We start from the raw sequence: 12,854 nt of genomic DNA on the forward strand, positions 1-12,854 counted from the left end.
CGCCCGTGTACGTCCAGATCGACCTCGACGGACCCGCGGGCACCCTCCGGGTCACCGGCCACGGACTGCCCGCCGTGGAGCTCGTACGGGCCCCGGGAACGCCTCCCGACGCCCACACCCCCATCGGGACCCGCAAGGCCGCCCTGCTGTCCCTCACGGTCGACGGGGAGCCCGCCCGCGTCCGGCCCGCCCGGGGACGGCTGCTGCGCCACTCCTACCGGGTCGACGTCCGTACCGACGGCGTCCGCTACCGCCTGGTCCCCAGCGGATACGACTACAGCCGCTTCACCCGCGACGGCCGCCGCGTCGGCGAGCTCCTCTGCTCGGGGAACGGCAAGGTCATCGACACCTGGGAGCCCGGCGCCACGCCCCGCGACATCGCCCTCGGCACCGCCCTGGCAGCGGCCTTCGGCACCGGCGCGGCCCCCTGGTTCGAGACGGTCGGCGACATCATCGGCGAACTGATCCCCTGAGGCGCTCCCGCCGGGGCCGGACACGCCCGAGGCCCTGTCCACAGCTGTGGACAGGGCCTCGGCACGTCAGTACTACTCGCCGCGCTTGGGGCGCCACACCACGAGGGCGCTCGCCTGCTGCACGTCCTGATAGGGCACCAGATCCCGCCGGTACGAGGCGTGCACCTGGGCCTCGCGCTGGCGCATCGCCGCCGCCGCGCCGTCGACCGCCGCCGACAGCTCGGCGATCCGGCTCTGCAGCGCCGCGACCTGGTTCTCCAGCTCGATGATGCGCTTGATCCCGGCCAGGTTGATGCCCTCGTCCTGCGACAGCTGCTGCACCTGACGGAGCAGCTCGATGTCACGGGCCGAGTAGCGCCGCCCCCGGCCGGCCGTGCGGTCCGGCGAGACCAGGCCCAGCCGGTCGTACTGCCGCAGCGTCTGCGGATGCAGACCGGAGAGCTGCGCCGCCACCGAGATGACGTACACCGGCGACTCGTCGGTCAGTTCAAAAGGATTGCGTCGGCGTCCGTCCATCGGGTCACGCTCCCTTCGCGGCCTGGAACAGCTCCGCCCGGGGGTCCTCGGAGGCGGTCGCCTCGCGGTAGGTCTCCAGGGCCTCTCGTGCCTTGTCGTCCAGCTCCTTGGGCACCGCGACCTCGACCGTCACGAGGAGGTCGCCGCGGGTGCCGTCCTTGCGGACCGCGCCCTTGCCCCGGGCGCGCATGGTCAGACCGTTCGCCGAACCCGCGGGCAGCTTCAGGGTGACCGGGGGGCCGCCCAGCGTCGGGACCTTGATCTCGCCGCCGAGCGCCGCCTCCACGAAGGAGACCGGCACCGTGACGGTGAGGTTGTCGGCCTTGCGGCCGAAGACCGGGTGCGCGTCGACGTGCACGACGACGTACAGGTCGCCGTTCTGCCCGCCGCGCTCGCCCGGCGCGCCCTTGCCGCGCAGCCGGATCTTCTGCCCGTCGGAGACGCCCGCCGGAATCCGGACCTGCATGGTGCGCGAGGACTTGGCACGGCCGCTGCCCTTGCAGACCTCGCAGGGGTTCTCGGCGATCAGACCGCGGCCCTTGCAGTCGACGCAGGGGTCGGTGAGCGAGAAGCCGCCGCCGCTGCCGCGCGAGACCTGACCGGTGCCGACACAGGTCGGGCACACCCGGGGCGTGCCGTTCTTGTCGCCGGTGCCTGAACAGGCCGTGCACGGCTGCTGGCTGGACATCCGCAGCGGTACGGTCGCGCCCTCGATCGCCTCGGTGAAGCTGAGCGTCACCTCGGACTCGATGTCCTGGCCGCGCCGCGGCTGGGTACGGGTGCCCCCGGCCGCCCCGCGGTTGAACAGGCCGCCGAAGACGTCCCCGATGCCACCGCCGCCACCGCCGAAGCCACCGCCCGCCCCGCCCTGGCCGCCTCCGAAGAGGTCGCCCAGGTCGAAGTTGAACGAGCCGCCGCCGGGACCGCCGGCCCTGAAGCCGCCGTTCCCGAAGAGCGCGCGGGCGTCGTCGTACTCCTTGCGCTTCTTGGGGTCACCGAGGATGTCGTTCGCCTCGGAGATCTCCTTGAAGCGCTCCTCGGCCTTGGTGTCGCCCTTGTTGGCGTCCGGGTGGTTCTCGCGGGCGAGCTTCCGGTAGGCCTTCTTGATCTCGGCCTCGGTGGCGTCCTTGGGGACGCCGAGAACCTTGTAGTAGTCCTTCTCGACGAAGTCCTTCGTGCTCATCGACGTCCCTCCTCCCGCGTGCGGGTACGGCTTGTTACTCGCTGTCCTTCTCGGACGCGTCGGCGTCCTCGGACTCCTCGGCCTTCGCCTGCGCGCCCGGCTGGGGCTCGGCGACGGCCACGCGGGCGGGCCGGATGGTCCGCTCGCCGATCCGGTACCCCGGCTGCAGGATCGCCACGCAGGTCGTCTCGGTGACGTCCGGCGCGTACGAGTGCATCAGGGCCTCGTGGATCGTCGGGTCGAAGGGCTCGCCCTCCTTGCCGAACTGCTGCAGACCCATCTTGGCGACGACGGTCTCCAGCGATTCGGCCACCGACTTGAACCCGCCCACGAGCTCGCCGTGGTCCCGGGCCCGGCCGACGTCGTCGAGCACGGGAAGGAGCTCGGACAGGAGGCTCGCGACGGCGATCTCCTTGACCGTGACCCGGTCCCGCTCCACGCGGCGGCGGTAGTTCTGGTACTCGGCCTGGAGCCGCTGGAGGTCCCCGGTGCGCTCCTCGAGCGCCTTGCGGGCCTGGTCCAGCTGCGCCAGTACGGCTACGTCAGTAGCGTCCCCGGCCGGGGCCGCCTTCCCCGCCTGGTCGGCGGAGGCGGCGGCCTCGGTCTCCTCGGGCGTGCCGTCGGTGGGGACGTCGGGCTTCTCCTCGAAGCCCGGGGTCTCCTCCGACATCAGGCAGCGCCGCCCTTCGGCTTGTCCTCGTCCACGATCTCGGCGTCGACGACGTCGTCGTCCTGCGCCTGGGCCTGGCCGGCGTCGCCACCCGCGGCCTGAGCGGCCTGGGCGTCGGCGTACAGCGCCTGGCCGAGCTTCTGCGAGACGGCCGCGACCTTCTCGGTGGCGGTGCGGATCTCGGCGGTGTCCTCGCCCTTGAGCTTCTCCTTCAGCTCGACGAGCGCGGTCTCGACCTCGGTCTTGACCTCGGCCGGGATCTTGTCCTCGTTGTCCTTGATGAACTTCTCCGTCTGGTAGACGAGCTGCTCACCCTGGTTGCGGGACTCGGCGGCCTCGCGGCGACGGTGGTCCTCGTCCGCGTACTGCTCGGCCTCCTGGCGCATCCGGTCGACCTCGTCCTTCGGCAGCGAGGAGCCGCCGGTGACGGTCATCTTCTGCTCCTTGCCCGTGCCCAGGTCCTTCGCGGTCACGTGCATGATGCCGTTGGCGTCGATGTCGAAGGCGACCTCGATCTGCGGGACGCCACGCGGGGCCGGCGGCAGACCGGTCAGCTCGAACATGCCGAGCTTCTTGTTGTACGCCGCGATCTCGCGCTCGCCCTGGTAGACCTGGATCTGCACGGACGGCTGGTTGTCCTCGGCCGTCGTGAAGATCTCGGACCGCTTGGTCGGGATCGTGGTGTTGCGCTCGATGAGCTTGGTCATGATGCCGCCCTTGGTCTCGATGCCGAGGGACAGCGGGGTCACGTCGAGGAGCAGGACGTCCTTGACCTCACCCTTGAGGACACCGGCCTGGAGCGCGGCGCCGATGGCGACGACCTCGTCCGGGTTGACGCCCTTGTTGGCGTCCTGACCGCCGGTCAGCTCCTTGACGAGCTCGGCGACGGCCGGCATACGGGTCGAGCCACCGACGAGAACGACGTGGTCGATCTCGGAGAGGTTGATGCCCGCGTCCTTGATGACGTTGTGGAACGGCACCTTGCAGCGCTCGAGCAGGTCCGAGGTGAGCTGCTGGAACTGGGCGCGCGTGAGCTTCTCGTCCAGGTGCAGCGGGCCCTCGGCGGAAGCCGTGATGTAGGGCAGGTTGATCGTGGTCTCGGTCGAGGACGAGAGCTCGATCTTCGCCTTCTCCGCGGCCTCGCGGAGACGCTGGAGAGCCATCTTGTCCTTGGCCAGGTCCACGCCGTGGCCGTTCTGGAACTGCGTCACCAGGTAGTCGACGACGCGCTGGTCCCAGTCGTCACCACCGAGGTGGTTGTCACCGTTGGTGGCCTTCACCTCGACGACGCCGTCGCCGATCTCCAGGAGGGACACGTCGAAGGTGCCGCCACCGAGGTCGAAGACGAGGATCGTCTGGTCGTCCTTGTCGAGGCCGTAGGCCAGGGCGGCCGCGGTCGGCTCGTTGACGATGCGCAGGACGTTGAGGCCCGCGATCTCACCGGCCTCCTTGGTGGCCTGACGCTCGGAGTCGTTGAAGTACGCCGGGACGGTGATGACCGCGTCGACGACCTTCTCGCCCAGGTAGGCCTCGGCGTCGCGCTTCAGCTTCTGCAGGATGAAGGCGCTCATCTGCTGCGGGTTGAAGTTCTTGCCGTCGATCTCGATCTTCCAGTCGGTGCCCATGTGGCGCTTGACCGACCGGATGGTCCTGTCGACGTTGGTGACGGCCTGGCGCTTGGCCACCTCGCCGACGAGCACCTCGCCGTTCTTCGCGAAGGCGACGACGGACGGCGTGGTCCTGGCGCCCTCGGCGTTGGTGATGACGGTGGGCTCGCCGCCTTCGAGAACGCTGACGACGGAGTTAGTCGTGCCCAGGTCGATGCCGACCGCACGTGCCATTTCGATTCCTCCAGCTGACTGACTTGAGTGGAACTGACTCAAGGATGCACGAGGACGCGCGTCGCGTCAACAGACCTGAGCGGGGTCGACTCAAGTCTTCGTCGGCCCACCCGCTCAACGAGTGCGTCACCCGCGTCGTTCCCTGGCGGGACGGGACACGCGTGAGAGAGTCCGGACAAATCCCTGGATCCCTGGATTTCCAGGATTACCGCCGGAGGGTGTGACCGCATGACGGGGAAGCGCGCGACGACGGGAAGGCGCGCCGTGTCGGGGAAGCGCGCGTTCGACGTGGCGGGCGGGGCCCTTCTCCTTCTCGTCCTCGCGCCGCTGATCGCCGGCACCGCCGTCTCCGTCACCCTCAGCGGCGACGGCCCGGTGCTGCGCCGCCGGAAGGTCGCGGGCCTGGACGGCCGGCCGTTCACGATGCTGACCTTCCGCACGAAGAGCCCGCTGGCCGCGCTGCCGCTGCTGCTGCACGTCGTCACCGGCCGGATGTCACTGGTCGGACCCTGCCCGCTGACCCCCACCCACCGCGAGTGCGCGGGCGACGGACGGCGCCGGCTCTCGGTGCGTCCGGGGCTCACCGGACCCTGGCAGATCAGCGGGCGCTCGGAGCTGCCGTGGGAGGAGCGCGAGCTGCTCGACCTCCACTATGTGGACCACCACTGGCTGGGGATGGACCTCACCATCCTGGCGCGTACGCTTCCAGCAGTCCGCAGGCGTCGCGCGGCAAGGTTTGCCTGAGCGACACATATCACCGCCAGTGCCGCTACAGCGCGGCGCCGTGACCGGGTAATCTCAGCGGGAACTCAATAAGTTACCGCTTAGTAGGCCCGCCCGAGGAGCCCGTCATGCAACTCGCCGCGATCATCGTGTCGATCGCCATCACGGTGGTGGCCGTCGCGCTGTTCGGCCGCGCCACCGTGCAGATCTACCGCTTCGTGCGGCTCGGTCAGCCGGTGCCCGCCGGTACACGTACCGGTGACCCCAAGCAGCGCACGATCACCCTGGTCAAGGAGTTCCTCGGCCACACCAGGATGAACCGCTGGGGCATCGTCGGCTTCGCGCACTGGTTCGTCGCGGTGGGCTTCTTCTCGCTGCTCCTCACCATCGTGAACGCCTTCGGCCAGCTCTTCCAGGCCGACTGGCTGATCCCGATCATCGGCGACTGGCTGCCGTACGAGATCTTCACCGAGTTCCTCGGCCTGATGACCGTCCTCGGCATCGTGACCCTCATCGTCATCCGCCAGCTCAGCAAGCCGACCAAGGCGGGCCGCAAGTCCCGCTTCGCCGGCTCCAAGACGGGCCAGGCCTACTTCGTCGAGGCCGTCATCCTGATCGTCGGCGTCTGCATCATGACGCTCCGCGCCCTGGAGGGCGTCCAGCACCACGTCACCAGCTGGGAGCCGGGCTTCTTCGCCTCGTACCCGCTGATCGCGCTGCTCGACGGCCTGGACCTCAGCACGATCCAGTACCTCACCTACGGCTTCGCCTGCCTCAAGATCGTCACGTCCTTCACCTGGATGATCACGGTCTCGCTCAACACCAACATGGGCGTCGCCTGGCACCGCTTCCTCGGCTTCCCGAACATCTGGTTCAAGCGCAACGCCGACGGCTCCACCGCCCTGGGCGCGCTCCAGCCGATGACCACGGCCGGCAAGGAGATCGACTGGGAGGACCCCGCCGAGGACGCCGTCTTCGGCGTCTCCCAGGTCGAGCAGTTCTCCTGGAAGGGCATCCTCGACTTCTCCACCTGCACCGAGTGCGGCCGCTGCCAGTCGCAGTGCCCCGCCTGGAACACCGGCAAGCCCCTCTCCCCCAAGCTCCTCATCATGTCGCTGCGCGACCACGCGCACGCCAAGGCGCCGTACCTGCTCGCCGGCGGCGGCAAGGACATGGAGGGCAACGAGAAGGCGACGCCCGAGCAGCTCGCCGACGTACCCGCTTCGGCTCTCGCCGAGGCCGAGCGCCCCCTCATCGGCACCGCCGAGGAGAACGGCGTCATCGACCCCGACGTCCTGTGGTCCTGCACCACCTGCGGCGCCTGCGTCGAGCAGTGCCCGGTCGACATCGAGCACATCGACCACATCGTCGACATGCGCCGCTACCAGGTGATGATCGAGTCCGCGTTCCCGTCCGAGGCGGGCACGATGCTCAAGAACCTGGAGAAGAAGGGCAACCCCTGGGGCCTCGCCAAGAAGCAGCGCGTCGAGTGGACCAAGGAGGTCGACTTCGAGGTCCCGATCGTCGGCAAGGACGTCGAAGACCTCTCCGAGTTCGACTACCTCTACTGGGTCGGCTGCGCCGGCGCCCTGGAGGACCGCGCCAAGAAGACCACCAAGGCCTTCGCGGAGCTGCTGCACATGGCGGGCGTCAAGTTCGCGATCATGGGCGGCGACGAGAAGTGCACCGGTGACTCCCCCCGCCGCCTCGGCAACGAGCCGCTGTTCCAGCAGCTCGCCCAGGAGAACGTCGCCATGCTGAACATGGCGTTCGGCGAGGACGACGAGGACGAGTCGACCAAGAAGCCGAAGTCGGCCAAGCGGATCGTCTCCACCTGCCCGCACTGCTTCAACACCATCGCCAACGAGTACCCGCAGCTCGGCGGCGAGTACGAGGTCATCCACCACACCCAGCTGCTCCAGCACCTCATCGACGAGGGCAAGCTGGTCCCGGTCACCCCGGTCGAGGGCCTCATCACCTACCACGACCCCTGCTACCTGGGCCGTCACAACAAGGTCTACACGCCGCCGCGCGAGATCATGTCGGCCGTCCCCGGCCTGCGCCAGCAGGAGATGCACCGCCACAAGGAGCGCGGCTTCTGCTGCGGCGCCGGTGGTGCCCGGATGTGGATGGAGGAGCGGATCGGCAAGCGCATCAACAACGAGCGCGTCGACGAGGCCCTCTCCCTCAACCCGGACATCGTCTCCACCGCCTGCCCGTTCTGCCTCGTCATGCTGACCGACTCGGTCAACGGCAAGAAGAACGAGGGCAAGGCCAAGGAGTCCGTCACCGTCGTCGACGTGGCCCAGCTCCTCCTCGAATCGGTCAAGACCCCGGCCGACCCGGAGCCCGAGCCCGCCGAGGAGCCGGAGCCGGCCGTCTGATCCCGGACACGAGAAAAGGGCCGCCCCGCGCGAGACGCGCGGGGCGGCCCTTTTCTCGGCTTCCTCAGCGCGTGTGGGCCACGAGCTTCCCGTGGAAGTTGTACGTCCAGCTCTTCCCGCCCGGCACCGACAGCTTCACGTACGGCCGCCCGTCCTTGCCCGCGAAGAAGGTCGCGGTGTGCCCGTCCGGCAGCTTGACCACCTTGGTGGTGTTGACCTGCTTCTTCGGAACCGGCTTGGGCTTGGGCTTGGGGGTCGGCTTGGGGGTCGGCTTCGGGGCGGGCGCCTTGTCCATCCAGGAGGAGACCGTCCCGTCCGGCCGCAGCACCACGTGGAGCCCGTTGTTCTCCCCGTACGCGGACCTCCCGTCCCGGCTGACCAGCGTGTCGATCAGCGAGCCGCCCCCGTAGATCTCGGCGGAGAAGCGCCCGGGCCCGTCCTGGTACACCTTCGCGAGCGAGCCGTCGGCGAGGTCCACGTTCCGCCAGAACACCGACTGGTCGTTCGCCGGCTGGTCGCTCCCCGGCTGGTCGCTCGCCGTCGGGGCCGGCGCCGGGTCCTGGTCCGGCCCGTCGGCGGCGAAGGCCCCGGCGGCCGGGAGGAGGAGGGCGGCCACGGCCCCGGTGGCGACGGCGGCGGTACGGACGGTACGACGGGTGGCACGCATCGAAAGAGCTCCTAGCTGAGGTCTCTGAATCGCTGACATCACCGAAGCTACGAGTCCCACATTGAGGCGATACGTCGGATTCGTAACGGCCACCCCTCGCCTCCCCCGCGACCGCGTCACGACCTTCACGCCCCCTAGGGGATGTCACAGGTCAGCCGCAAAGGAGCGGGCCCACAGCGGGACCGGGTACGTTCAATGACGTGGCTGGATTCAGGAACGGACGCGGCCGGGACAACCGCCCCCCGCAGCACCAACGACCGCAGCAGGCGCCGTACGGGTACGAGGCGGCCCCGCCGCCGTACCCGCAGCAGCAGTGGCAGCAGCCACCGCAGGGGCAGCCGTACGGACAGCAGGGGCAGCGGCAGCAGCAGCCGTACGGGGAGCCGGAGTACTTCGGAGACCCGCAGCAGCAGCACCATCAGCAGTACTCGACGGCCGACAACCCGGGTCACACGCAGATGTTCAGCGTCGACGACCCGTACGCCCAGGCGGGTGGCCACCAGGCTCCCCCCGCCCCCGTCGGCCCCCGGCTGCCCTGGAAGGCCCTCCTCGGCGGCATCGTGCTCCGCCCCGCGGACACCTTCCTGCGCATGCGCGACCACGCCGTCTGGGGCCCGGCGCTGATCGTCACCTTCCTCTACGGCCTGCTCGCGATCTTCGGCTTCGACAAGGCCCGCGACGAGGCCATCAACGCGACGCTGTCGACGGCGATCCCGTACGTCCTGATGACCGCCACCGGCTTCGTCGTCGGCGGGCTCATCCTCGGCGCGGTCACCCACACCCTCGCCCGCCAGCTCGGCGGCGACGGCGCCTGGCAGCCGACCGTCGGCCTCTCCATGCTGATCATGTCGATCACGGACGCGCCCCGGCTCGTCCTCGCCCTCTTCCTCGGCGGCGAGAACGGCCTCGTCCAGGTCGTCGGCTGGCTCACCTGGCTGGCCGCCGGCGCCCTCTTCACCCTCATGGTCGGCCGCTCCCACGACCTCCCGTGGCCCAAGGCCCTCGGCGCCTCGGCCATCCAGCTGATCGCCCTGCTCAGCCTCATCAAGCTCGGCACGCTGTAACCGACACACGAGAAGGCCCCCACCGCAGCCGGTGGGGGCCTTCTCCGCGTCCGGGGCTTCAGGCGTCGAGGACCTGGCCCTCGCGCTTCACGACGGGCGGTTCGACCGACCAGGGGAAGTTGATCCACTCGTCGGTCTTCTTCCACACGTACTCGCACTTCACGAGGGAGTGGGACTTCTCGTAGATGACGGCGGAGCGGACCTCGGCGACGTGGTCGACGCAGAAGTCGTGCACGAGCTTGAGCGTCTTGCCGGTGTCGGCGACGTCGTCGGTGATGAGCACCTTCTTGTCGCTGAAGTCGATCGCGTCCGGCACGGGCGCGAGCATGACCGGCATCTCCAGGGTCGTCCCCACGCCCGTGTAGAACTCGACGTTCACGAGGTGGATGTTCTTGCAGTCCAGGGCGTAGGCCAGACCGCCGGCGACGAAGACGCCGCCGCGGGCGATGGACAGCACGATGTCGGGCTCGTAGCCGTCGTCGGCGATCGTCTGCGCCAGCTCGCGTACGGCCGTCCCGAAGCCCTCGTACGTCAGGTTCTCGCGTACCTCACTCATGCCTGCGCCCGCCTCACACCTGGGTCCGATGGAAGTTCATGAACGAACGGGAGGCCGTCGGCCCCCGCTGTCCCTGGTACCGCGAGCCGTACCGCTCGCTCCCGTACGGGAACTCGGCGGGCGAGCTCAGCCGGAACATGCACAGCTGCCCGATCTTCATACCCGGCCAGAGCTTGATCGGCAGGGTGGCGAGGTTCGACAGCTCCAGGGTCACGTGCCCCGAGAAACCGGGGTCGATGAACCCGGCGGTCGAGTGCGTCACCAGCCCGAGCCGCCCCAGGGAACTCTTCCCCTCCAGCCGCGAAGCGATGTCGTCCGGCAGGGTGATGACCTCGTAGGTCGACGCGAGCACGAACTCGCCGGGGTGCAGGATGAACGCCTCGTCACCCTCCGGCTCGACCTCACGCGTCAGGTCGAACTGCTCGACCGCGGGGTCGATGTGCGGGTAGCGGTGGTTCTCGAACACCCGGAAGAAGCGGTCAAGCCTCACGTCGATGCTCGAGGGCTGCACCATGGATTCGTCGTACGGGTCGATGCGCACCCGTCCGGCGTCGATCTCGGCCCGGATGTCCTTGTCTGAGAGAAGCACGCCCCCACGATACGCAGAGGGCGCGGACCTGCCCCAATCGGCAGCCGTCCGCGCCCCGGCCTCCTCGGCTCAGCGCCGCCCGGTCTCCACGGGCACCGCGTGCCGCAGCCGCGCACACCGCGGACACCGGATCAACCGCCCAGGCCCGATGCGCCCCGCCCCCAACTGCTGAAGCGGAAACGACGCGGTACTGAAAACATGCCCCTCGGCACAGCGGACGACGGTGCGCTCCATGGAACCCATCAAGTCCCTTCCCCTACACATGCGGTGGACGATCAGCCACATTAGGGGATCAAGAGGGCACCTTCCACGCGGCACTCCGCACACCCCACCCACGTGAACTTCGCCTCGAGTGGCCCATGGGGTACAGTGTGCAACGATGCAGCCTTGATCAATCGGCTCGCGTTACGCGGATGTAGTTTAATGGTAGAACATGAGCTTCCCAAGCTTATAGCGCGGGTTCGATTCCCGTCATCCGCTCTTGAGAGAAGGCCCAGGTCAGAGACCTGGGCCTTCTTCGTTGTCTAGAGTCACCGAAATGCTGCACTCAGGGTGAGTCACTATCTATGATCGCGGGCCGAGAATTTAGCGGGCCCCGCAGGGAGAGTTTTTACCGCAACGCACAGAGGGCGATTGATCTACACGCAGAAGCCGCTGCGACCTGCTACTGTCGATATCAGTTGCAGTTTTGGTACCCAAAGACTTCAAGTGTCTCCAGGCGGACCTCCGCCACGCAGGAGCACTTTTTATTTCCGGTCATTTTCCGGGCAGGGCATCATCGCGGCGACACGGCATCCGTAAAGTGCGGATTCCGGTGTACTGCCCAAAGGAGATATGACATGGCTGCTGGCACCGTGAAGTGGTTCAACGCGGAAAAGGGCTTCGGCTTCATCGAGCAGGACGGTGGCGGCCCCGACGTGTTCGCCCACTACTCGAACATCGCCGCCCAGGGCTTCCGCGAGCTGCAGGAAGGCCAGAAGGTCACCTTCGACATCGCGCAGGGCCAGAAGGGCCCGACGGCCGAGAACATCGTTCCCGCCTGAAGCTGACGCATAGTTCGTAGCTGGGGCCCGCATCCCTCGGGGTGCGGGCCCCAGCTACAGGCATTTTCCGGCGGCGTTTTCATTTACGGGACAGCCGTCGACGTCACTCCCTTTCGGATTCCAGCGCCCGCGCCGATACAGACTCCATGCGAGCGGGATCCGCTTTCGCATTACCTTCGGCCCGTTCTTTCGGTTCCCCGCGCCGCTCCACCGCTGCGGGAATTCCTTGATGACGTGCCGCATCCAGGAAGGTTCCGAATGAACCCCACACGCACGAACAGCCGCTCCTCCCGCAGCCGCCGCACCGGCGGCTCCGCCTTCGGCTCCACCGCCGCTCCCGTCCGGTCCGGTCGCTTCGGTTCGTCCGCCCCCAGCCGTGCGGGAGACCCGAGCCGCGCGGGCGGCCGCGGCCGTCGGCCCGCCGCGGTACAGGGAGAGTTCGCACTCCCCAAGACGATCACGCCCTCGCTGCCCGCCGTCGAGGCGTTCGGCGAGCTCGACATGCCCAGGGAGCTCCTGGCCGCGCTCACCGCGCAGGGCGTGTCCGTGCCGTTCCCGATCCAGGGCGCGACCCTGCCGAACTCCCTCGTGGGCCGTGACGTGCTGGGCCGCGGCCGGACCGGCTCCGGCAAGACCCTCGCCTTCGGCCTGGCCCTCCTGGCCCGCACCGCCGGGCAGCGCGCCGAGCCCCGCCGGCCGATCGCCCTCGTCCTCGTCCCCACCCGCGAGCTGGCCCAGCAGGTGACCGACGCCCTCACGCCGTACGCACGCGCCGTCAGGCTGCGCCTGGCGACCGTGGTCGGCGGCATGCCCATCGGGCGCCAGGCCGGCGCCCTGCGCGGCGGTGCCGAGGTCGTCGTCGCCACCCCCGGGCGCCTCAAGGACCTCATCGACCGAGGCGACTGCGGGCTGGACCAGGTCGCGATCACCGTCCTGGACGAGGCCGACCAGATGGCCGACCTGGGCTTCATGCCCCAGGTCACCGCTCTCCTGGACCAGGTACGCCCCGAGGGCCAGCGGATGCTGTTCTCCGCCACCCTGGACCGCAACGTCGACCTCCTGGTCCGCCGCTACCTCACCGACCCCGTCGTCCACTCCGTCGACCCCTCCCAGGGTGCGGTCACCACGATGGAACACCACCTCCT

13 protein-coding genes and 1 tRNA gene are annotated in these 12,854 nt (G+C 68.9%); 7 read left to right on the plus strand and 7 right to left on the minus strand.

Annotated features, from left to right (window positions below):
* Nucleotides 1–5 precede the first annotated feature (5 nt).
* On the plus strand, nucleotides 6–473 hold the full coding sequence (locus ACZ7G1_RS26175) for a hypothetical protein (protein ID WP_470876282.1): 468 nt from the start codon (nucleotides 6–8) through the stop codon (nucleotides 471–473).
* A gap of 72 nt (nucleotides 474–545) precedes the next feature.
* On the opposite strand, the gene ACZ7G1_RS26180 is transcribed toward ACZ7G1_RS26175, so the two are convergent.
* Genes ACZ7G1_RS26180 through dnaK form a run of 4 tightly spaced genes read right to left on the minus strand, consistent with a single transcriptional unit; the run spans nucleotide 546 to nucleotide 4,683 of the window.
* Nucleotides 546–989 carry a heat shock protein transcriptional repressor HspR gene (locus ACZ7G1_RS26180; RefSeq protein WP_383438555.1) on the minus strand — a complete coding sequence of 148 codons (444 nt, stop codon included), beginning with the start codon at nucleotides 987–989 and terminating at the stop codon, nucleotides 546–548.
* A 4-nt stretch (nucleotides 990–993) separates the two neighbouring features.
* On the minus strand, nucleotides 994–2,172 hold the full coding sequence (dnaJ, locus tag ACZ7G1_RS26185; RefSeq protein ID WP_470876285.1) for a molecular chaperone DnaJ: 1,179 nt from the start codon (nucleotides 2,170–2,172) through the stop codon (nucleotides 994–996).
* A gap of 34 nt (nucleotides 2,173–2,206) precedes the next feature.
* Nucleotides 2,207–2,842, minus strand: coding sequence for a nucleotide exchange factor GrpE (gene grpE, locus ACZ7G1_RS26190; RefSeq protein WP_470876287.1), 636 nt, complete (start codon nucleotides 2,840–2,842; stop codon nucleotides 2,207–2,209).
* The gene (dnaK, locus tag ACZ7G1_RS26195; protein ID WP_470876289.1) at nucleotides 2,842–4,683 is read right to left on the minus strand and encodes a molecular chaperone DnaK; all 1,842 of its coding nucleotides are present in this window, start codon (nucleotides 4,681–4,683) and stop codon (nucleotides 2,842–2,844) included. The genes grpE and dnaK overlap by 1 nt, the downstream gene beginning before the upstream one ends.
* Nucleotides 4,684–4,911: 228 nt before the next feature.
* Between dnaK and ACZ7G1_RS26200 the strand changes: the two genes are divergently transcribed.
* Both ACZ7G1_RS26200 and ACZ7G1_RS26205 read left to right on the plus strand, forming a co-directional pair.
* Nucleotides 4,912–5,427 (plus strand): sugar transferase, encoded by a 516-nt coding sequence (locus ACZ7G1_RS26200; RefSeq protein ID WP_470876291.1) that lies wholly within the window; start codon nucleotides 4,912–4,914, stop codon nucleotides 5,425–5,427.
* Nucleotides 5,428–5,534: 107 nt separating this feature from the next.
* Complete coding sequence (locus ACZ7G1_RS26205) at nucleotides 5,535–7,790, plus strand: (Fe-S)-binding protein (RefSeq protein WP_470876293.1); 2,256 nt, start codon at nucleotides 5,535–5,537, stop codon at nucleotides 7,788–7,790.
* A 64-nt stretch (nucleotides 7,791–7,854) separates the two neighbouring features.
* Here the strand turns inward: ACZ7G1_RS26205 and ACZ7G1_RS26210 are convergent, their stop codons facing one another.
* Nucleotides 7,855–8,457 (minus strand): hypothetical protein, encoded by a 603-nt coding sequence (locus ACZ7G1_RS26210; RefSeq protein WP_470876295.1) that lies wholly within the window; start codon nucleotides 8,455–8,457, stop codon nucleotides 7,855–7,857.
* 200 nt (nucleotides 8,458–8,657) lie between these two features.
* On the opposite strand from ACZ7G1_RS26210, the gene ACZ7G1_RS26215 reads away from it, so the two are divergent.
* A complete protein-coding gene (locus tag ACZ7G1_RS26215) occupies nucleotides 8,658–9,521 on the plus strand; it encodes a Yip1 family protein (RefSeq protein WP_470876297.1) in 864 nt (287 codons plus the stop codon).
* Nucleotides 9,522–9,579: 58 nt separating this feature from the next.
* On the opposite strand, the gene ACZ7G1_RS26220 is transcribed toward ACZ7G1_RS26215, so the two are convergent.
* A complete protein-coding gene (locus tag ACZ7G1_RS26220; protein ID WP_024755952.1) occupies nucleotides 9,580–10,077 on the minus strand; it encodes a phosphoribosyltransferase in 498 nt (165 codons plus the stop codon).
* A 13-nt stretch (nucleotides 10,078–10,090) separates the two neighbouring features.
* Nucleotides 10,091–10,666 (minus strand): dCTP deaminase, encoded by a 576-nt coding sequence (gene dcd / locus ACZ7G1_RS26225; protein WP_266966911.1) that lies wholly within the window; start codon nucleotides 10,664–10,666, stop codon nucleotides 10,091–10,093.
* A gap of 409 nt (nucleotides 10,667–11,075) precedes the next feature.
* Between dcd and ACZ7G1_RS26230 the strand changes: the two genes are divergently transcribed.
* From ACZ7G1_RS26230 to ACZ7G1_RS26240, 3 genes are all read left to right on the plus strand, one after another.
* A tRNA-Gly gene (locus ACZ7G1_RS26230) sits at nucleotides 11,076–11,146 on the plus strand.
* A gap of 359 nt (nucleotides 11,147–11,505) precedes the next feature.
* Complete coding sequence (locus ACZ7G1_RS26235) at nucleotides 11,506–11,709, plus strand: cold-shock protein (RefSeq protein WP_020133169.1); 204 nt, start codon at nucleotides 11,506–11,508, stop codon at nucleotides 11,707–11,709.
* Nucleotides 11,710–11,967: 258 nt separating this feature from the next.
* Nucleotides 11,968–12,854: DEAD/DEAH box helicase (locus ACZ7G1_RS26240; RefSeq protein ID WP_470876300.1), on the plus strand; the 887-nt coding region annotated here is incomplete at its 3' end.

It is taken from the genome of Streptomyces sp. NPDC037273 (genome assembly GCF_055603625.1).

Bases quoted from the DNA above. Each gene is read 5' to 3' on its own strand.
- dnaJ (WP_470876285.1), bottom strand. From the start codon at position 2,172: ATGAGCACGAAGGACTTCGTCGAGAAGGACTACTACAAGGTTCTCGGC.
- ACZ7G1_RS26180 (WP_383438555.1), bottom strand. From the start codon at position 989: ATGGACGGACGCCGACGCAATCCTTTTGAACTGACCGACGAGTCGCCG.
- ACZ7G1_RS26220 (WP_024755952.1), bottom strand. From the start codon at position 10,077: ATGAGTGAGGTACGCGAGAACCTGACGTACGAGGGCTTCGGGACGGCC.
- ACZ7G1_RS26235 (WP_020133169.1), top strand. From the start codon at position 11,506: ATGGCTGCTGGCACCGTGAAGTGGTTCAACGCGGAAAAGGGCTTCGGC.
- dnaK (WP_470876289.1), bottom strand. From the start codon at position 4,683: ATGGCACGTGCGGTCGGCATCGACCTGGGCACGACTAACTCCGTCGTC.
- ACZ7G1_RS26205 (WP_470876293.1), top strand. From the start codon at position 5,535: ATGCAACTCGCCGCGATCATCGTGTCGATCGCCATCACGGTGGTGGCC.
- grpE (WP_470876287.1), bottom strand. From the start codon at position 2,842: ATGTCGGAGGAGACCCCGGGCTTCGAGGAGAAGCCCGACGTCCCCACC.
- ACZ7G1_RS26210 (WP_470876295.1), bottom strand. From the start codon at position 8,457: ATGCGTGCCACCCGTCGTACCGTCCGTACCGCCGCCGTCGCCACCGGG.
- ACZ7G1_RS26200 (WP_470876291.1), top strand. From the start codon at position 4,912: ATGACGGGGAAGCGCGCGACGACGGGAAGGCGCGCCGTGTCGGGGAAG.